At 38.3% G+C, this 20,422-nt stretch carries 21 protein-coding genes; 7 read left to right on the top strand and 14 right to left on the bottom strand.

The genetic code is table 11. The annotated features are described in order from the left end of the window. Positions 1-81: 81 nt before the first annotated feature. Genes QCQ61_RS02130 through QCQ61_RS02120 form a run of 3 tightly spaced genes read right to left on the bottom strand, consistent with a single transcriptional unit; the run spans position 82 to position 4,100 of the window. Positions 82-2,643, bottom strand: a complete 2,562-nt coding sequence (locus QCQ61_RS02130) for a TonB-dependent receptor (protein WP_279450217.1) — start codon at positions 2,641-2,643, stop codon at positions 82-84. Continuing rightward, positions 2,624-3,550, bottom strand: a complete 927-nt coding sequence (locus QCQ61_RS02125) for a FecR family protein (protein ID WP_279449074.1) — start codon at positions 3,548-3,550, stop codon at positions 2,624-2,626. The genes QCQ61_RS02130 and QCQ61_RS02125 overlap by 20 nt, the downstream gene beginning before the upstream one ends. 40 nt (positions 3,551-3,590) lie before the next feature. Further along, positions 3,591-4,100 (bottom strand): RNA polymerase sigma factor, encoded by a 510-nt coding sequence (locus QCQ61_RS02120; RefSeq protein ID WP_279449073.1) that lies wholly within the window; start codon positions 4,098-4,100, stop codon positions 3,591-3,593. Positions 4,101-4,203: 103 nt separating this feature from the next. On the opposite strand from QCQ61_RS02120, the gene QCQ61_RS02115 reads away from it, so the two are divergent. The 7 genes from QCQ61_RS02115 to QCQ61_RS02085 all read left to right on the top strand — a co-directional run bounded on the left by QCQ61_RS02115 (position 4,204) and on the right by QCQ61_RS02085 (position 10,619). Further along, positions 4,204-5,964, top strand: a complete 1,761-nt coding sequence (locus tag QCQ61_RS02115; RefSeq protein WP_279449072.1) for a hypothetical protein — start codon at positions 4,204-4,206, stop codon at positions 5,962-5,964. Positions 5,965-6,131: 167 nt separating this feature from the next. Beyond that, positions 6,132-7,637: a hypothetical protein gene (locus tag QCQ61_RS02110; RefSeq protein ID WP_279449071.1), complete on the top strand. Its 1,506-nt coding sequence runs from the start codon at positions 6,132-6,134 to the stop codon at positions 7,635-7,637. A gap of 123 nt (positions 7,638-7,760) precedes the next feature. After that, positions 7,761-8,123: a c-type cytochrome gene (locus tag QCQ61_RS02105; RefSeq protein WP_237603079.1), complete on the top strand. Its 363-nt coding sequence runs from the start codon at positions 7,761-7,763 to the stop codon at positions 8,121-8,123. 5 nt (positions 8,124-8,128) lie between these two features. After that, positions 8,129-8,677, top strand: a complete 549-nt coding sequence (locus QCQ61_RS02100) for a YceI family protein (protein WP_279449070.1) — start codon at positions 8,129-8,131, stop codon at positions 8,675-8,677. Between the two features lie 13 nt (positions 8,678-8,690). Beyond that, complete coding sequence (locus QCQ61_RS02095) at positions 8,691-9,068, top strand: OB-fold protein (protein ID WP_279449069.1); 378 nt, start codon at positions 8,691-8,693, stop codon at positions 9,066-9,068. Positions 9,069-9,072: 4 nt separating this feature from the next. Next, entirely contained in the window at positions 9,073-9,960 is an 888-nt protein-coding gene (locus QCQ61_RS02090) for a DUF5777 family beta-barrel protein (protein ID WP_347814823.1), read from the top strand. Between the two features lie 80 nt (positions 9,961-10,040). Next, a complete protein-coding gene (locus QCQ61_RS02085; protein WP_279449068.1) occupies positions 10,041-10,619 on the top strand; it encodes a T9SS type A sorting domain-containing protein in 579 nt (192 codons plus the stop codon). Between the two features lie 90 nt (positions 10,620-10,709). Here the strand turns inward: QCQ61_RS02085 and QCQ61_RS02080 are convergent, their stop codons facing one another. The 11 genes from QCQ61_RS02080 to QCQ61_RS02030 all read right to left on the bottom strand — a co-directional run bounded on the left by QCQ61_RS02080 (position 10,710) and on the right by QCQ61_RS02030 (position 20,253). Continuing rightward, positions 10,710-11,357, bottom strand: coding sequence for a carbonic anhydrase (locus QCQ61_RS02080; RefSeq protein ID WP_279449067.1), 648 nt, complete (start codon positions 11,355-11,357; stop codon positions 10,710-10,712). A 197-nt stretch (positions 11,358-11,554) separates the two neighbouring features. Next, entirely contained in the window at positions 11,555-12,361 is an 807-nt protein-coding gene (locus QCQ61_RS02075) for a DUF3472 domain-containing protein (RefSeq protein ID WP_279449066.1), read from the bottom strand. A gap of 81 nt (positions 12,362-12,442) precedes the next feature. Next, positions 12,443-13,807 carry an MFS transporter gene (locus QCQ61_RS02070; RefSeq protein WP_279449065.1) on the bottom strand — a complete coding sequence of 455 codons (1,365 nt, stop codon included), beginning with the start codon at positions 13,805-13,807 and terminating at the stop codon, positions 12,443-12,445. Positions 13,808-13,993: 186 nt separating this feature from the next. After that, positions 13,994-14,851, bottom strand: coding sequence for a nuclear transport factor 2 family protein (locus QCQ61_RS02065; protein ID WP_279449064.1), 858 nt, complete (start codon positions 14,849-14,851; stop codon positions 13,994-13,996). An 11-nt stretch (positions 14,852-14,862) separates the two neighbouring features. After that, positions 14,863-15,312, bottom strand: coding sequence for a RidA family protein (locus tag QCQ61_RS02060; RefSeq protein WP_373693817.1), 450 nt, complete (start codon positions 15,310-15,312; stop codon positions 14,863-14,865). Between the two features lie 134 nt (positions 15,313-15,446). Beyond that, complete coding sequence (locus QCQ61_RS02055) at positions 15,447-15,782, bottom strand: hypothetical protein (protein ID WP_279449063.1); 336 nt, start codon at positions 15,780-15,782, stop codon at positions 15,447-15,449. Between the two features lie 80 nt (positions 15,783-15,862). Continuing rightward, positions 15,863-16,636 (bottom strand): hypothetical protein, encoded by a 774-nt coding sequence (locus QCQ61_RS02050; protein WP_279449062.1) that lies wholly within the window; start codon positions 16,634-16,636, stop codon positions 15,863-15,865. Between the two features lie 80 nt (positions 16,637-16,716). Further along, on the bottom strand, positions 16,717-17,649 hold the full coding sequence (locus QCQ61_RS02045; protein ID WP_279449061.1) for a nuclear transport factor 2 family protein: 933 nt from the start codon (positions 17,647-17,649) through the stop codon (positions 16,717-16,719). 37 nt (positions 17,650-17,686) lie between these two features. Further along, positions 17,687-18,625, bottom strand: coding sequence for an NAD-dependent epimerase/dehydratase family protein (locus tag QCQ61_RS02040; protein ID WP_279449060.1), 939 nt, complete (start codon positions 18,623-18,625; stop codon positions 17,687-17,689). 78 nt (positions 18,626-18,703) lie between these two features. Further along, positions 18,704-19,708 carry an NADPH-dependent aldehyde reductase Ahr gene (ahr, locus tag QCQ61_RS02035; protein ID WP_279449059.1) on the bottom strand — a complete coding sequence of 335 codons (1,005 nt, stop codon included), beginning with the start codon at positions 19,706-19,708 and terminating at the stop codon, positions 18,704-18,706. Positions 19,709-19,728: 20 nt separating this feature from the next. Continuing rightward, complete coding sequence (locus tag QCQ61_RS02030; protein ID WP_279449058.1) at positions 19,729-20,253, bottom strand: nuclear transport factor 2 family protein; 525 nt, start codon at positions 20,251-20,253, stop codon at positions 19,729-19,731. Positions 20,254-20,422: the final 169 nt, after the last annotated feature.

Genomic DNA, 20,422 nt, shown 5'->3' with positions numbered 1-20,422 from the left:
AGGCGCAGAGTTTTATGTTTTTTTCCCACTCACCACTCACCACTCACCACTCACCACTCACCACTCACCACTCACCACTTCTTAAAACAAAACCTGAAACGAAAAGTTGGGCGTAATTCCCAAGGAAATTTCTTCTACTTTATTTACTGAAACTTCGTTGTTTTCATCTCGAATTATCGCATACCGAATGTTTACAGTATTTTCGGCATTCAGAATGTTTAAAAGCGCAATGTTAATTTTCGCATCAATGGTTGGCGATAATTTCCAGAGATACTCTGCAGAGAAATCTGTTCTAAAATAATTTGGCAGTCGCTCATTATTAGGAGGGTTGTATTGGATTGTGGTTAAACCGCCGTCGGTTGTGGTTTCAGCATCTTTTAGGGGAGTGGTGTAAGGTTTTCCGCTGTGCCAATTTAATCCCAATGCAATTTTTAAAGCATCCCACGAATAGCTTCCCGCTAGCGTTGCGGCATGCTGCATATCTAAATTATTCGGGAAGGTTGGTGGTACGAGCGTTATAAATTCATAATCGTTTTTACTGAACACATAACTTGCCCACGCACTAAATGTTTTCGATTTTTTATTGATTATAAATTCGGCGCCTTTCACCGTGTAATTTCCAATTGCTTTTGTAAATCGAAATTGATTTTGAAATCCTTGGTTCGCACTGTTTATATCTTCCACGACTTTATAAAATCCTTCAGCATTTAAAAATAGTCCATTCCTGCTGTAAACCAATCCTGCCGAAGCTTGTTTGCTTTTTAAAATTGGCGTGTTTTCTTCGTCGGCTAAAATCCAGCGTCTTTTTTCGATGCCCAGAAAATCGCTTTCAAAATCGACTCTTTGCGTTGCGCTTTGGCTTTTAAACTCACCCAAAACTTCAATAGCGAAACCGTTTAAGAATTTTTGATGTAAGCTAAATCGAGGTTCGATTAAAATTTCTTCAAATTTATCGAAATAATTCCCCCGTAAACCCGCAACCACAAAGGTCTTTCGGTTTTTTGAATGGTAATTTATTCCAGCGAAAAGTGTGTGTGTTCGCAATACATCTTTTTCGTAATTACGAAAGCGTGGCAGGTTAACATCTTGCGTATTTGCAATGCCAACTTCCGAAAAGTGATAGCCAGTTTGAAGTTTTAGATTTTCAGAAAGTAGCATGTTCGCGTCAAGTTTAACGCCTGTTTCCAAGACTTCGTTTCTTTGAATTTGTTCCTGAGTAGTAAAAATATCGCGGTTAATTGCGTCCAGTAAATAATAGGTGCCGTAACTTAAAATCGTGGTTTCAAATTTATCGTTCCACGAGCGATTCCAAGAAACGCCGCCAAGCAAGCTGCGTTGGTCTAATTTACTGGTTTTAGACTGCGAGTTTATTGCTAAAGTTTCAGTAAAATCGAGTGAATTATCGATGGTTAAAAAGTTAAAACGAATTTTATCTTTTTCTGAAAAATCCCACAGCAATTTGGTGCCGAAATCGTAAAAACTAAAATCTTCATCTGTGCTAATACCTATGTTGTTTTGGGTGCTTTCAGCCTTGTTTATTTCGCTATCTTGAAAAATTCGTTGGGTGTAATTTTTATAAATTGGCGATTCCCAAACTTCGCTTATGGATTTTCTTCCCGCAACTTGAAGGCTTGCTTTTTCAGAAATTGGAATATCCAAAAATCCGCTTCCGTTTATTAAATTGAAGCCGATTCCCGCTTCGGTTTTTGATGAAACTGTATTTTGTGAACGCATATCTAGCACACCCGAAACCCCTTCGCCATAACGAATGTTGGTGCCGTTTTTATACAGTGTTACCCTTTTGGTAAGATCTGGGTTAAACGCTGAAATAAGTCCGAAGAAATGCCCGCTTTGGTACATTTTTATATCGTCCCAAAGCAGCAAGTTTTCATCGTGCATCCCACCGCGAATGTTGATATTTGAAATGGTTTCATCCACACTTTCAACTCCCGGAAGGGCTTGTGCAATTTGTAAAACATCGTTTTCTATTTGCCCAGGCAATAAGCCAAAATGTGCCGTTGAAAGAAGGATTGAACCATCTGTATTTTTATCGATTCCTTTGGTAAATATATTTTGAATAACCACGGGTTCAAGCGTTGAAACGGAGGGGAGCATCAACAGTGCGACACAATCTGTTGAAAGTGTAGCTGTGCTGCTTGTAAGAGGCGAATAGCCAACAAAAGTAACAGTAAAGGCTGTGTTTTTATTTTGAAGTGGAACATAAAAAAAACCTTCGGCATTGGTAATTGTTTTAAAAGAATTATCATTTGAAATAACAGTGGCTCCAACCAATGGCAACTGAGTTTCAAAGTCGATTATTCTACCGCAGAGAAGCCCAGTATTTTCTTTTTTGGTTATTGTAATGTACCGCTCGTTAATGCGGTTATAATGAAATGGCGTGTTTTCCCGAAGGTATAAAAGTTCACTTTCTATTGATGCTAAATTTTCGGTAGGTTTTTTCAGTTTTATTCCTTCAATTTCTTCGCGAACGTACGAAAAACGCACATTGTGTTTTTTTTCTAACGTTTCTAAATAGGTTAAAAGTGTAGTGGCTTCGGTTTCCTGTGCTATGGCTTTTGCGCCAAAAACACAGAACACCAAAAAGAAAACAAAAACTCTGTAGCTACTTGCTATGTTTGGCATCAATGGTTACTGCTCCGTTTTTATTTATTTTATACGTCAATTGCAGGGGCTCACAAATTGATTTTAATGCAAGTTCAAGATTTTTATGGGTAAATGTGCCCGTAAATCTTTTTTCTAAATTTACGTTTTTTAAATTTATTTTCACCACATATTGTCTTTCCAAAGCATTTATAACCCTTTGTAGCGGTACATTGTTAAAACTACTTTCTTGTTGAAGCCACAGTGGGGATTGGTTATCAGTGACTTCGTTGGCAACTAATTTGCCATTTATTATTTCTATTTTTTTCCCAGCGGGAAGTTTTATCAAACTATTGTTAAAGGCGACGCTTACTAAGCCTTCGTAACACGTTACGGTAAAGAGTCCGTCGCGTGCAGCAACATTAAATTGTGTGCCCAACACGCTTACAATTCCTTCTGCAGTTTTTACACTGAATTTATTTCCTTTAGTTACTTTAAAATACGCTTCGCCATCTAAAGAAAGTTCGCGGGAATCGTCCCAATTTTTTTTGTTATACGTAATTTTTGAACCCGAATTTAAAGCTACTTCAGACCCATCGGGCAGCGAAAAGGTTTCGGTTTGTGCAACTTCAGTTTTAATTGAAGTATCGAGGGTTGTAGTGTAATAATATCCCGCAAGCAATAATGCGAATACCGCAGCCACTTTCCAAACCACTGAAAAAACATTCGGTTTTTGTAACTGGCGAACAGGTTTTGTTTTATTTGAAATAGCTTTAAAATTTGCTTCGGAATTCATATCGGCAACCTCAAAACCTGAACTAGCATCTGCAATCTTTAAATACGAAGCATATTTGGGGTCTGCTTTTAATTGCTCCAGTTCTTCGGGCGTGGCTTCATTATTTAGCCATTTATGTAAAATGTAATCTTTGTCCATTTTTATTGTATTCATAAGTGAAACAGTTCAGCCAACCGTTACCCTACTTTTAATTTTAAACATTTCCTATTTCCTTTCTAAGAATAGCCAGCGCTTGGCTCATTCTCTTTTCTACAGCTTTTACCGAAATGTTAAGCATTTCGGCTATTTCGGCATATTTTTTACCTTCTATTCTATTTAATAAAAAAGCGGTGCGTTGTGCTTCGGTAAGATTTTCAATAGAGTTTTTCAGTTTTTCGTGAAATTCATTTTCCTCCATTACAAATTCTGGAGACTGATAATTGGTTTTATCAGGCTGCCGTTTAGCGTGTTTTAAAACTACTTTTTTATGCGCTACTTCATTTAAAAAAGCATTGTTACAAACGGTGTATAAAAACGATTTTGCTTTTTCTTTAGTGACTTTCGCACAGTTTTGCCACAGTTTTATAAACGCTTCCTGCACCAAATCGTCGGCTTGCGCTGTGTCGCCACATTTAAAATATATAAACCGCCAAACCGGTTTTCCGTGCGCCTCATACAACTGGGCAAATGTATTTTCGTTACAGACGTTTTCGGGTTGTTTCATAAAGGGGATTGCTAATTTTCAAATATATTTAAAAGTTATTCAATTTGCAGGGTAGGGTTAATTTTTATTAATTTGTTATAACTGTAGCATAAAGGTTTAAAATTTGAAAAAATCATACTTCTTCCGTTTTATTTTTTTGGTTCTATTAAGTGTATCACTTTTTTCTTGTCAGAAAGAAGAAGAGGAGCATATTGATGAAACCGAGGAAGAAACCATAACCGCAAATTCTCCTTTGACGGGTTTGTTGTTGCGAACGTCCCAAAGTCCAGGCGCGTATGACGATATAATAGACGGAAATAGCTGCGCGTCAGTAATTTTACCCGTAACTGTAATAGCTAACGGACAGCAAGTAACGGTAAACACTCCTGAGGATATAAATTTAATTAAGGAGATTTTTAATCTGTTTCCGAACGATACCGATACCTTAGAAATATTATATCCAATTTCGTTGGAATTGTTTGATTATACCCAAGTAACAATAACCAATCAAGCCGAATTGGATGCCCTTGCCGCTACGTGCGATCTTACCAATACCGAAATAGGCTGTTTGGATATTGTTTATCCAGTTTCATTTTTCACCTATAATTCGGCGCAACAACGAACAGGAACCGTTGCAATTGGGAATGATTGGGAACTTTTCAATTATCTGTATAATTTGGGCTCAGATGATTTTATAAGTTTCGATTATCCTGTGTCGACGATTTTAGAAGAGGGGCCAGTAGTAGAAGTAAATAGCAACGAAGAGCTGCAGACATTAATTTTAGAATGTGTGGCAAATACCAACGACGACCCCATTGATATTTCGCAATTTGAAGAAGATTTAACAACGGGTACCTGGTATGTAGATTACTTTTTTGACGATTACGATGAAACGGATAACTATGCCGGATACGCGTTCACTTTTGCATTAGATGGCACGGCGCAGAGTGTAAAATCAGGCGTGGTGGTGAATGGAACCTGGGCACTGGTAGAAGATTTAAAATTTGATCTTTTCTTTGGAACAAATTCCCCGCTCGATGAGCTTGATGAAGATTGGGAAATAATTGAAGCCAACGCAAATAGTATTAAACTGAAACACATCAGCGATGGCGATGGTAGTACAGATTACCTAACCTTTGGTCGCGAACCAAATACCGGCGGCACAAATACCGAACTCAATCTTTTTATTGAAAATTTAATAACTGGAAGTTGGTATATAAACTTGCTGGAAGAAGAAGGGATTGACCACACTACAAATTTTACTGAATATGAATTTACTTTCTTCGGAAATGGTTCAGCCACTGCAGTTAGTAATAACAATACAATAAGCGGATATTGGACTGCCCAAATGGACAGTGGTAATTTAGACTTTATCCTGAATTTTGAAACTACCACCAACGGCGATTTTGAGGAATTGAACGATGATTGGGATGTGCTGGAAGCCACCCAAACTATTATTGAACTTTCCGACGTAAGTGGTGGCGGTGGTACAGACTACCTTACTTTTGGTCGTGAACCGTACGGTGGCGGTGGCGGAGGTCCCGATCCACAGGAGCTGCGCGATATTCTTGAATCTGGAACTTGGTATGTTGAAAAATTCTTGAACGATGGCGACGATGAAACGGAAGAATTTAACGGATACAATTTCAACTTTTACAACAACGAAACCGTTTATGCCACCAATGGCACCGAGTACGTTTACGGAATATGGATTGTAACCGTAACTGGCCAAGAACTCAATTTTGAATTTGATATGGATAGCCCAATAAATGGAGCAGACAGTCAAGAATATAAAGCTTTGCAATATGCACCCACTTCAGTAACTTTTATAACTAGAAATAGTCAAGGGCAAATAGAAGATACTTTAATATTTAAACAGAATTAATTTTCCCCCAGCGTTTTAAGCTTCCCCGTAAAACCATCCCACTTTTGGATGGTTTTTTTTATAAATCAAATTGAGATTTCAGGGTTTTTATAAAAAAAGTCAATTTAAGGGTAGGGTTTTTATTGCGTTGCCTGTCTTACTTATATAAAACCCAAAAAGAAATTACAATGTCTAGATTCATCAAATTATCAGTATTTATTTGTCTTCTAATGATTGTGGCCAACTCCTGCTCCGAAGACGACTCACAACCTACCGAAAATCCAGATTCAAATTTAATTGCAGTAGATTCTGAATTAGGCAATTTATTGCTTCGCACTACAGACGTTAATAATACGTCTTCAATAGATTGTATAGATCTGGTTTATCCGGTTACATTTTTCATATACAATTCTAACCAGCAACAAACCGGTACACAAACGGTTAATAACGATGGGGAATTATTGGCGTTATTGCTTTCACTAGAAAATGGCACTTACATCGCGCTGCAGTTTCCTATTAGTGTGGTGTTGCAAGATGGAACTATTGTAGAAGTGAATAGCAATGCCGAATTGGTAGCATTAATTTCTGACTGTTCTGCCAATGGCGGCGGTATTCCTTCAGATTTTGAAACTATATTAACTACAGATTCCTGGTTTGTAACCTATTTTTTCGACGATGAAGATGAAACTGGTGATTTTGCAGGCTATGAATTTACCTTCGCAACAGATAACACGGCTCAAGCGGTAAGTACTTCAAACACCGTGAATGGAACTTGGAATTTAACAACTAGCACAACTCCAGATTTATTATTGTTTTTCGGTAATACCGATCCTTTTGATGAATTAGATGAAGATTGGGACATTATTGAAGCAACACAAGATATTATTAAACTGAAACACATTAGCGGCGGCGACGGCAGCGTAGATTTCCTAACCTTTGAACGCACCCCGAATGGTGGCGGCGGGGGTGGAAATACTTCAAATTTTGTCGATAACCTTACAACCAGTGTTTGGTACGTAAATCTTTTAGACGACGATGGTGATGACGAAACATGTGATTATGTAGATTATAAATTCACATTTAATTCAGATGAAACGGTTACGGCTACAAGTACTAACAACACTGTTAATGGCACTTGGACAGCTACAAGTAGTGGTAGCGGAATAGACCTTATTCTAAACTTCGAAATAGCTGGTGGCGACGATCCTTTTGACGACTTAAACGACGATTGGGATGTGCTAAGTTTTGACACTGAAATTATAAAATTAATTGATGTTAGCGGCGGAAACGGCGGTACAGATTATCTCGATTTCGGAAGAAATCCGTACCAAGGTTGCAGCGGTGGTGGAAACACAACGGAGCTAACAAATATCTTAATTGATGGCCAATGGTTAGTAGCAAGCTACATAGACGACGGCGATGATGAAACAAACGATTACAACGGCTATGCGCTTACATTTAACGCAGATGGCAGTGTGCTTGCAGTAAATAGCAATAATACCATTAGCGGAACATGGAGTGTCGTAACAAGCGGAAGCGGTCTTGATGTAATACTAGATTTTGGAACTGCAATTCCTTTTGACGAATTTAATGATGATTGGGATGTTGATACCTACACAAGCACTAGAGTTGAACTCTTTGATGTTAGCGGTGGAAACGGCGGCACAGATTATTTAACTTTTGAAAAACTATAGCATTTTAGTCAATTTTTTGGCGGGTGATAAATATGTAACTGCGATGTGATTTTGTCATCCAATTACTACGGCGCCCTCCATTTTTGAAAAATAAATTGAACATAAAAACTAAAAAACATCTTTATGAAAACAGTGGCTCTAATCTTAATTTCATTTTTACTGCTTGGCTGTACCGCCAGTACCTATGATGATATTGAAGAGATTCAAGAAGAAAATCAAGGGGAGCTGGTAACCTATCAAGATGTTGCTTTTATATTTCAAAATAATTGTACGGTTTGCCACAGCAATCCACCACAAAACGGTGCGCCAATGCCCTTAACAAATTATTCCGAAGTAAAAGATGCCGTGGAAGATCGCGATTTAATAGACCGTATTAGCAGAGAAGAAGGCGAGCAAGGTTTGATGCCCTTGGGTGGCCCGCGCTTGCCACAACAACAAATTGATTTAATAACGCAGTGGAACCTAGATGGCCTACTGGAAAATTAAAATTTATGAAAACTACAATCACTTTTGCAATTATCTGTTTCGCTTTTATAGTTTCGGCTATAGGGCAAGAAAAATACACTACCAAAACTGGACAAATAGATTTTGAAGCGTCAGTTCCTTCTTTTGAAGAAGTAAAGGCAGCAAACTCCAACGTGAGTGCAGTTTTAGATGCGTCAACTGGTAAGTTTGCGGCTCTCGCACTAATGAAAGGATTTCGGTTTAAAGTGGCTTTAATGGAAGAACACTTTAATGAAAATTATATAGAATCTTCAAAATATCCAAAAGCGACTTTTAAAGGAATTATTCAAGATTTTGACATTTCTGAAATCTCAGGAAAGAGTGACTATTCTATTAAAGGCACATTTAATATGCACGGAACCGATAAAGAAATGGAAGTGCCCGCTGTTATTTCTGTAAACGGTGATACAGTTATGCTAACGGCCCAATTTGTTATGCAACCGGAAGATTTCAACATAAAAATCCCTTCGATTGTCAGCAATAAAATAGCCGAAGATGTAAACGTTTTTGCTGAATTCAGCCTACAAAAACAATAAAAAAATAGAACCGATGAGCAAGCAAAGAATATTTTTAATCGCCCTTTTACTACTAGCGATAGTAGGCTATTTTGGCTATAACTATATATACCAAGACCATAGAAATATAAAAACTGAAACTTCACAGCTAGAGATTACTGCGCCGTATTTATTGGAACGTTTTAAAACAAATAATGCTGAGGACCTGCTGAATAAAACCATAACCGTAACGGGAGTTATAACCAACATAGAAGGAAACGCCATCACCCTAGATGAAAGCGTTTATGCCAGTTTTGACGCCTTGAGCACAGAAGTTAACGTAAAGGATAAAGTGAAAATTAAAGGCAGATGTATAGGGTATGACGAGTTATTTGAAATTGTAAAGCTGGATCAAAGCACAGTGATAAAATAGAACCATGATGAAAAATATAGCACTCTTAATATGCTTTCTTCCCTTTGGACTTTTCGCTCAGGATGACTTATTAGATGATCTAGAAAGCGAAGTGGAAGTAGATAAAACCGTGACCGCAGCCTTTAAAGGTTTAAAAGTAGTAAACTTTGAAACCACAAAGCTTGCCGACAAAAACGATTTCTATTTTGTAGTGGCGCACCGTTTTGGGTCAGTGAAAAACGGAATTAAAGATTTTTTTGGATTGGACAATGCAGTCACCCAACTAAAATTTATTTACGGTTTTACTAATTGGTTGAATGTAGGGATTGCACGAAGTTCTTTTCAACAAAAATATGGAGCGCATATTAAATACCGTTTAATTCCTCAAAAGCGGGACGGCTTTCCGTTGACCGTAGTAGGTTATAATTTGGTTACAGTAAATACCTCGTTGGAAAAAGACCAATATACAAATCTGGAATTTGAAGACAGGCTTACATACACTTCGCAATTGTTGCTGTCGAAAAAATTTAGTGAATCATTTTCAGTATTGCTCGCCCCAACATATATCCATGAAAATTTAGCAACGCGTAGTCGTGAGGTATTGCCAAATGGGACCACGGTGAATTATGACGAAAATTCCAATCAATTCGCACTGGGTGTGGGAGGGCGATATAAAATTTCAACTCGAGTGAGTATCAACGCAGATTATGGAATTCATTTAAACCGAAATGATAATTCCAGTTATAGAAATCCACTTTCGGTGGGAGTAGATATTGAAACGGGTGGTCACGTGTTTCAAATGCATTTCACAAATGCTCAAGCCATGTTTGAAGAAGGATTTATTGTGCAGGGACAAGGTGATTGGGTAGATGGTAATTTCTTTTTCGGCTTTAATATTAGTCGTGTTTTTTAAAGAATATTTCATTCCTTTTTTAAATGAAACTTAAAGTACATAAAGTAGTAAAATTTTTTATTAACCTAAAATTAAACATTATGATAAAATTTAAACTATTTTTTACAATGGCACTAATAGCTACATTGGCTAGTGCACAAACAACTTTTGATCTAGACTGGTATGTTGGAATTCCGAATGGGGATGCCAGCATCACCATTGAACCGGGAGATACTGTACGGTGGACGTGGACAGACGAGGTTCCACATTCGGTAACAAGCGATTCTGGAAGCCAGGAGAGTTTTGACAGTGGAATACTAACGGGTAGCGGTACGCAATTTTCGTACACTTTTACTGAAATAGGTGTAAATGACTACGAATGCGATGTACATTCAAATATGGAAGGAACTATTACGGTAGATAATATTGCTTCAATTGAAGAAAAATTTAAAATGAATATTTCATTTTATCCCAATCCCGTAACCAATAAGTTAACCGTGGCTTCCCTTTACAAACTAGATAGTTACAAAATTCACAATGTATTGGGTAAATTGGTTGCACAAGGGGCTGCCAATGGAAACATTACAGAAATTGATCTATCTAAATTAGAGAGTGGAATGTATTTTATAAATGCAACTTCGGGAGATATGCAGTCAACTTTTAAAGTTTTAAAGCGATAAAACACTACTTTTTTAAACCTTAAGTTAAATTGTTGTTTGAATAATCTAAGCAGAAAAAATAGCCGCTCCATTTTGGTGAAGCGGCTGTTTTTATTTAGATTCTATTTCATCTTTATCTAAGTGATAAATTTCCATAATTCCTTCGAGGACTTTTTCAAAATCTATTTTTAAATCTATCAGTTTACCGCTAGCCATATCCATCACCCACCCGTGAACGGTTAAACGTCCTTGACGCACGCCAATCTGAACATCGGCAGTTTTTATAACATTTACGCACTGCTCCTGTACGTTAAGCTCTACCAATCTTTTGTATTTTTCCTCTTCATCTGCAATACCATTTAACTCATCGCGATGCAGGCGATACACATCTCGTATATTACGCAGCCAAGGATTTAAAATCCCCAAATCTTTAGATTGCATAGCAGCTTTAACCCCGCCACAACCGTAATGGCCGCAAATAACAATATGTTTTACTTTTAGAACATCAACGGCATAATCTATAACGCTCATCGCGCTTAAATCTAAGTTGGAAACCATATTTGAAATGTTCCGCATTACAAAAACATCTCCCGGTTTTACCCCCATAACTTCCTCTGCAGTTACGCGGCTGTCGCTACAACCTATATAGAGAATATCTGGGTTTTGCCCGTTGGCTAGGTTCTTGAAATAGTCGGGATCGTTGCCTAATTTTTCACTCACCCAGGTTTGATTGTTCTTAAAAATTTGTGCTATATCCATATTTTTCTGAAGATTTTATTCAGGCTATAAAGATACAGTAAAAGCAGTTTTGCTTGCAACTTCAAAATATATTCCGTTAGTTATTAATTTTGAACATTATTTAAGTTGATTGGATTTTTCTGGAACTTCCAAAACCTGCAATTTGGTGGAGATATTGGGTAACTTGATGATTGATTGTTGATATGACTTTTCAGAATTTATTGGCTTCCTGCTTCTACTATATAAGTATTTGGCCCAATTTGTCCCGTTGTTGTAAGTGATGCACATTCGTCATTTCTTTCAAAGATTGCTTTGGTAGGTTTTACAGCTCCGTTGGCCATGGTTGGAAAATCATAAATGGTTTTTGTATACCCAATACTACTACATGGATGTCTATTGCCATCTTGTGAGCCCCAATATTCAGTAAAATTGTAGGATGTAGCATTAAGCCATTCCCAAGTATCCGGAACCAAGATTTTTCCTATAAATTCCTCTTTTCCAGTTTCCATATCCATAACCCAAGATCCCCACCAAGTTCCGCTATTTGGTGCTTCTGCCTTGCCAAGTTCCCAAACCCTTATGCGGTATTTACGTCCTTCCTGCCAGTTGTATTTTATCCTGCAAGAATACCCAAAACCTTCATGCCCAAAGGCTTCGGTAAAACCATTTGGACTTTCGACAGTTTTTGCTTCCCAAATCGAGAAAATGGCAATTTTTGTTTTCTCACCTTTATACAAAGCCGAATTTTGAAGGCCCATATATCCTGTTTTACCATTTTTAAAAGAGAATTGCTGTGCCCAATAGAAATTGGGGGCTTCTTTTTCTATGGTAAGAAAGAAATCTAAATTATTATATCCTTTGCTGTCAGCATCTAATTGCGGCCAGTTAAATATTGCTGACGCTATATAAGAGGGCGATTTAAAGGTTAATTCGTTATCGCCCGTATTATTTTGTGCCATTAAAAAACTATTGCCGGCAAAAAATAGTAGGACAGCTGAAGTATAAATTTGCTTGAAATTTTTCATTATTGTTGATTTTAGGTTAGTTGTTTTCATTTGCTTTAAATACCCGAAACAGATTACTGACAAGGATTTTTCATTTTATTATTAATCTTTTAATACAGGTGGCGCCACGACCGTTTGTTTCAAAATAACAAAGCTATCCACGGTAACCCGGTGTTTCTTAAAGTTTATAAGTTGAATAAGGATTATCATAATCACGGGCATAGCGGCTATAATGAAAAAGACGATTTCCCAAGTAAAATTTGTTTTCAAAACCCCGAGCATTGCAGCTCCGGCAGCGCGCCCCATATTGGAAAGTGCCATATAAAGGGTAAATTGGGTCGCGGCAACAGTTTTCCAGCAAAGGTGCATCGCCGATGCGAACACCGCAATGCACAAAAATGTGTATAGTGTGTAATAGGAAAGGATAAAGGCGTAAACAATTAAATTATTTCCCCATAGATTGGACAGGGATGCAAATACGGCTATAAGTAGGGTCAAGAAAAATAAATACACCGAAAGCATTTTGATTTTTCCAAAATAGTCCACCAGATAGCCCCCGATGAACATGCCCAAAAAACCTCCAATTACCGTTGTAATGGAAAATACATTTGAAAAATACGAATTTGTCCACCCCAATTCCTGAATGCTGAAAATAGGCAGCAGCGTGTCAATAAGTCCGAACATTAAACCCACGGCAAAAACCCCAAGGCCAAATACCAAGCTCGATTTTAACCGAAGAACCTTGTAAAGGCATTTAAAAATGTGCTTCCAGCTTCGCAATTGTGTCTGCTTCGAATCTGGGGAAACTGCCCCGGCTGTCCAGGGCATTGTCTTTTCGCCCGGCCGTTCCTTAAAGTAAATCGGGAAAAGCATAATGGTTGCCACCGCAATGGAAAGGGAAGAGATAGCCGTAGGGAAACCAAAGGTATTGATAAGCCAAGTGCCCATAAGCAATGACGCCGAAATGCCAATGGTTTTGGCCCCCCACATAAGGCCATTGGCCCGGGCCTGTTCGTTCCCGGGAATTACATCAACGGCCATGCCATCGGTTGCCACGTCTTGAAATGCGCCAAAAAAACTGATGAAAAAACCCGCAACCATTAAGGCGGAAAGATTGGTCAACGGATCGGGAACCAACCCGATACATAAAAAACTAATGATTAAACCAAGCTGCCCAAAGATCACCCACGGTCTTTTTCTGCCCATTGCCAACAGGGTGAAACGATCGATCAAAGGCGCAATCACAATTTTAAAGCTCCACGGAATCCCAACAACCCCCACATATGCTGCGATTTCCATAGCCGACTTGCCGTTCATGGCCAACCAAGCGGGAATTGCAAAAAAGGTAATGCCTTCGGGAATTCCCTGGGCAATATAAAGTGCCGAAAAGGTAATATACCTGGTTAAGGCATTGTCGGTCAAGATCCTGCCCAATCTTTTTTTTCTGATAGTAGTTTCGTTCGCCATGATTCTAGGTTTTAATGGAAAGATTAAAATCTTCCTTTTTTATGGGTGACATGGGGAAACTGCCTTTTCTTCCTGAATTTTGTTTGATTTAAATTGTTACTGCCTACTTTTTTCGGTTTCCTGCCTGATCGGTTTACCCGCCGGAGGAGGGCAGGCAGGTCAGCCGCTCCGTCGTCTTTGAAAAATTTATTTTTCCATCGCCTCGGCCACTTTCTCGGTATCCAAAAACTGCTGAAAGGTTACTACCTTGCCATTCTTAAGCGTCCAGAGATGGGCTACCTGAGCATTATAGGTTTTTCCGGTTTTCTTTACTTTGGCCTCGTAGCGAAGCGTTGCCAGCACTTGGTTATTGTCCATACCGTGAAGCTGTATGTCAGCCAATTTGAAATATTCGTGCTCCTCTCCAAGTCTTTTGAAAACGCCATTTAACACCGCCTCCGGGCCAATGTATGGATTGCCATCTGCAAGTGAATTGCTTTCGGCTTCGTTCCAAACTATTTTTGGATCCATACCGGCGAGGACGGTTGGAATATCGCCAGCTGCAAAGGCTTTGTAAAGGCCATCCACAGCGGCTATATTTTGAGCCGTATTTCCATTTTTCATCTCAACGCGAATAAGCTTGATGGTCTCTGTTTTGCTCAAGTTTTCAGCTTGATGTGGTGCTTCCGGATTTTTGAAAATGGTTAATGGATAAGTCGGTTGTTCCGGGAATTTTCGGGAATCGAGAATCATATTGCCTTCGCTGTCATAATCTATAAAATCGCCTGCACTAATTATATAAAGCGTACTTGGCCATTGATGATGGTGCAGCGGTTCTTTTTCGCCAGGAAGTAGTGTTACCTCCAAAACCCTAACTTTATCGTTTTCCAATAAAATTTTATGGTTTTTTGGGGCGGCTATAACAGCATCCAGTTCGGCAGGCCAATCGGCAGGATTTCCCGTATTATAGGCGAAGGTATTTGCATCTAATTTTTTTTGACCAAAAGAAGCCGTCGTAATAAAAATGGCAGTGATTAATAACGTAAAGTTTTTAAGAGTTTTCATAATGTTGTGTTTTATTGAGGTTTATGTACTTCCAATTCTATCTCTATCATAAATTCGGGAATAGCCAATTCCTTTACGCCAAGCCAAGTACCTGTTGGAAATTGCTTTTTATAGATTTCAGCCCTGTAACCCGACAATTCTAAAAATTTGGGCATATTAGTGGTGAAAACATTTTCTACAACCACATCGTCAAAGGTGCATCCGAAATGCGCTAGTACTTTTTCCAAATCTGAATAGCAGTTTTTCATTTGTTGCCCTAAATCGCCAACAGCGGTAGGATTGCCTTTATCGTCCATACTCACGGCACCAGAGATTTTTATGGTATTGCCAATCTTTACTGCATGTGAATAGCCGTATGCTTTTTCAATCTGTGGCCGTAGGTGAAAATATTCGGGTGATTCTTTTGCCTTTGAATTTGTTGTAACCGAAGTTTTTTTCGCATTAAAAGTTGTTGTGTTTATCTCTGTTGAAGCTATGCCTGTTATTGCGGCATCTGCAGTACTATGCGGGTCTGTTTGAGCCTTCATTGCGAAGGTTGCAAATAACAGAAACAGGATTTTTATAATTGATGTTTTCATGGCTGATATTTTATTTATTAGTAAATAATATTCTCCAAAATGCGGCCCAAATTACTTTCAGACATAGGTATTTTACGATCTGCCGCAAAGAGTTGTTGAATTTCATTCTTTAATTCGCACAGTTCCAGTTCAGAATATTGATGATGCTCAAAAGCATCTTCAATTTTTTCAATGCTTTCGTCTTCGTTATCATTCTGAAATTCGCTGTACATTTTAGCAAATATTTCTTCTGAAGTTTTAGTCTTTATAAGTGCTATTTCTTCATTGGTTTCCAAATTATCTACTTTTGCACAAAGCATTAAAATGTACGCTTTCAGTTCTGCCTTGTTCCACGGAGTTGCGTTAGTTTTCATATATTGTTTTTAGTTTCTTGGCGACTTTGCGTCTTTGCGAGACAATAAATTATACGCAAAGACACAGAGGCGCAAAGTTTTTATTGTCTTGCGGCAGCTTTCACATCTCCGCTTATACCGCTTAAATCTGGACGATACATCCAAATTTCGGTAACACCGCCGTTAGTAACCTCCATCCAATCTTTTAGAAATTGGTCCCAGCTGCCTGCACCGTTCATTTCGTTATATTTTTTGGCAATGCTGTGATCTTCGCCAAGCCAGGCCGACTTTTCAAAAAACGAAATAACCGCCATATCTTGTCCTTCTTTTGTGCTGGGGAATTCGTTGGTATAAATACCAAAGGTTTCATTAGGCGCTTTTTCGGCGTATACGTCGTGCACTTTTTTTGCCAATGCTGTGGCTTCTTTATATTTGCCGCGTTTAAGATCCCAGATATTTACCGCCATGTTCTTTATGGTAAAGTTTTTTGGGAAGCGCGAAAGGTTTGCATGGAATTTCCAATACGAAGTTTCAAAGCCACTACCGGGCATTAGGTATGGCGATACGTTGTCTCGCCAATCGGCATCATGTCCTTCTTTTTGTGCGGGGCCGTTGTCCATGGAGCTCCAGAGGAATGGGCCCATAACCCACATATAGCTTCCGGTACGAGGTCCGTTGGAAATCCAATAAACGCGAACACCGTGGGCTCCGTCGTTGTGATATTTTTTGTTGTGGGCGGCAATCCCTTTTTCGAATTGGCTTATCTGCGTGGGATTTGGCGTTAACAAATCATTTTCAAATACGACATATTCGGCGCTTTCTTGGCTCATTACCAAGAGAGGTAATAGAAATATTGTAAATAGTAATTTTCTCATAATTTTTAATTTGGGTTCACCAAGGGCGAACTGGTTTATATAAATTAATTTTTAATAAATTAATTGGGGAGATTTATTTGTTATTCCAAGAGTTTTGGATTGTAATAAGCAGTTTCTTGTGTTATTTTACCATCTTTATTAAAATACATTTGATAGTGTATTGGTACGGTAATGGTTTTTTTGTCTGATTTGCGAACTAAGTTTATATTCCACCAAGACTGCACTACGTGGGCATCGCCCATTTCATAATGCAAATAGTCCGGATAGCCAACCATATCTATACTTGCAATATCAAATGTGTTCATGATTTGTTTGTCTATGACTTTTTGCTCTTCCAGCGAAATACTCTTGAATTCTGGCGAACTAGAATCTACGAATCGAGCGTCCTTATCATAAAAACCGTAAACTTTGTCCATATCTTTATTTTCTAAAGCATACATCATTTTACGTGTGGTGTTTATAAAGTCGTGATGATTGTAAATGGTACCGTTTTTTCGATCCGAAAAACTGGAGCGGATTTCGTCAATTACTTCACCATTTTTATAATATATGAGCATGGTTATTTTATCGTCTTTATTAACCGTGTACAATCTATGCGATGCCGCATCAATTTTAACGCCTGTGGTTTTATGAACACCCTTTATCAGATCCCAAGTTTGTACCCAGACCGTACCATTGGGATTGTCTTTTTTGTATTCGATGGCGTCGGGATACGAATTGGGAAAGGGTTCAATACTATAATAATCTAAGTTGTCGTGGTAAACCATTTGATTGTTCAGAAATGCCTCTTTATCCATTCCCTTGTCGCTTGCCCGGTCTGTGGTGCCGTTGTAGGCTTTAAAGTCTTCGCTTAAATAGCTGGCCATTTTTGATCGGTCACCGGCTACGGAGGCTTTTACAAATTGGTTTACAATTTCAATGGAAGGATGTTCTATATACACAGTTCCATTCTTTTTTTGCGCTGTGGAAATGAAAGCTATAAGCATCATTACCGAGAGAATCTTTGTTTTCATCTTGTTTGTATTTATTTGGTTATTATTCGCTTTTGGGTTATTGAGAGTACCGGTTAAATGTTTTTTGTAAGGGCTTGAATGTTATTTTTAAATCTTTATTTGCTAATGAACTATCATAAATAACCTTCGCCTTATTTTTTGGGGGGTGATGGTTTAACATCAAATTCATATCGCTAATGCGGTAGGATTCACTGCTCAATAAGTAGTTTTTACCGTGCAAACCATTTGTAGTTGCCGCTTTATAAATTGCTTGGGCCACATCGCCCACATCTACTAGGGCAAACTCGGTATCAGTGTCATACAGCATCTGAATAAATGGATTGGGAGCGATTTTATTTTTAATAAGAAACTGCAATCCGGTTGAAGTAGAATCTTCTCTGTTTGATAGTGATTTTCCCATTACGCCAACCGGCGATACCGAAGTAATCTCAAATGATAGATCGGGATGTTGGTTAATAAATTTTTCAACCGTTTGGTTTGCAATATATTTTGCCTGTGCATACGGATGACTTTCTTCGCTTATAAATGGGGTGTCGCTTTCATTAAATGTGTCCTGCGGTTTTTTGCCGCCTGCGGGTAACGGAAAGTTGGTATTATACGCTGCCACAGATGCAATAAAAACTACTTTTTCAATTGATGGTGCTTCCTTGGCGGCTGCCAAAAAGTTTTCGGTACCTTTAATTGTTGGTTCAAAAAGCTCAGATTGCGGATCTTTTACGTCGAGCTGAAACGGGGTGCCGCCGTGAATAACAATTTCACAATCACTAATAAAATCTTTTAAGTCGCTTAAATTTTCAACCTTTAATGGGCTGATATTTAGAGTATCTGAATTTTTTAAATTAAAAAGATGTTGATACTTTTCACTTTTTTTAATATCGGTTACAGACACTTTTACACTGTAACCTTGTTCCAAAAACTCTTTGGTAATATAGCTTCCTATAAATCCTGAACCACCTATAATGCCTACTGTTTTCATAATTCGATTATTTTTTAAACTCCTAAAAATGTTGAAACTTAGCTTCCATTCTTTATGAGATTTAAGATTAAAAAGTTGTTAGTTTTTCAAAACAATTCTAAAGCGAGCTTTGCCAGTTTCAAGGTGCTCAATGGCATCATTTACTTTTTCCATCGGAAATTCCTCTACCTCCGGATAAATAGTATGTCTTACACAAAAATCAAGCATGGTTTTAATTATTGCAGGACTTCCTATTGGGCTTCCACCTATTGTTTTTTCACCGAGAATTAAACTGAAAGCCGATATTTCCATAGGTTCTAAAACCGCTCCCACTGTATGGAATTTCCCTTTGGGCGCCAGTGCGGTTAAATACGAATTCCAGTCTAACTTTACATTCGCGGTATTGAGAATAAAATTTAGTTTGCCGTTAATACTCTCGAGTTCTTCCGGCCGCGTTGAATTAATTACTTTGCTCGCTCCCATCTTTAAAATGTGGTCCTTTTTATTTGGATTTGAGCTAAAGGCTATTACGTGGCATCCCCAGTGTTTTAAAAATTTAATTGCCAAATGTCCTAATCCTCCAATACCTATTACACCTACCGTATCTGTTGGTTTTACTCCGGCCAATATAATTGGACTAAAAACAGTGATGCCGCCACATAATAAAGGTCCTGCTTTGCTCATATCAATAGCATTTGGGAGTGGTATAGCCCAAGACCAATGGCTACGTACTTTGTCTGCAAACCCGCCATTTCTGCCTACTATGGTGGCTTCGCCTTGGCCGCATAGATGGTGGTGCCCATCCATGCATTGGTTACAACTCATACACGATTTAGATTGCCACCCCAGGCCCACTTTATCGCCTACTTTTACATTTTTTACCGCACTGCCTGTGGCTATTACTTCGCCTACAATTTCATGGCCAGGTACAAAGGGGTATTGGGTCATTCCCCAGTCATTGTTTATCATACTTAAATCGGAATGACATAAACCACAATAAAAAACTTTAATTTCTACTTCCTCTGGGCCTAATGTTTCCAAATTGTAAGCGAATGGGGTAAGTTTACTGTGCTGCTCGAGGGCAGCGAAGCCGTTAACTATCATCTTTTTAAGTATTTAATTTATTAGTTGATTGAATCTTTCACAATAGCTGCTTCTGCTTGCTGCATGACTTGCATATCCAGCATGATTTTGGAAAGATCCCAATAGCCAAATTCTTTTACTATTTTGCCATCTACAAACTGAGCGGTTAGGTGTGTTGGTATGGTGTAGGTTTTATTGTTGGCTGCAAGTGTGCCTTGCCATAAACCCCAAAAGTTTACATATGTTTTGCCCTTGTCGGTCACTACCATTTCAAATTCAGATTCTCCGTCTACATACTCCCAACTCGAAAAGAGGGAGGCGTCTTCTTTATCACTGGCAACCAATTCTGCCAGAGTTTGAGCTTCCTTTTCGGTTACATTATTCATAATTTTTGCGGTATCTGAGTAATGACTGGCCATTGTTTCCCAATCTTGCTTATCATAAGCTTCAATCACTTTTTTATAGGTGTCAATTTCTGGCGATTGCTGAGTGTAACGCTTTTCTTGTTGTTTACAAGCGGTTAATGAAAGGACTGCTGCAAGTACTAAAAGAATTGATTTTTTCATGATTTTCTATTTTTAAGTTATTGATTTATATGTTACCGAAATCGTCCTGCCCGGCTGCTCTAGTCGCTACTCTAATTTTCTCGTGAAAAAATTGGAAGTAGTAAATTCAATTCTTCTTATTAATATGAAAGAGTGGCACAGGTATTTAGAAATTTCGCTTTTGTTTTCA

Origin of the sequence: Aequorivita marisscotiae (genome assembly GCF_029814825.1) — a bacterium.
Classification (GTDB): domain Bacteria; phylum Bacteroidota; class Bacteroidia; order Flavobacteriales; family Flavobacteriaceae; genus Aequorivita; species Aequorivita marisscotiae.
This window is presented reverse-complemented; position numbering and strand designations above follow the sequence as displayed.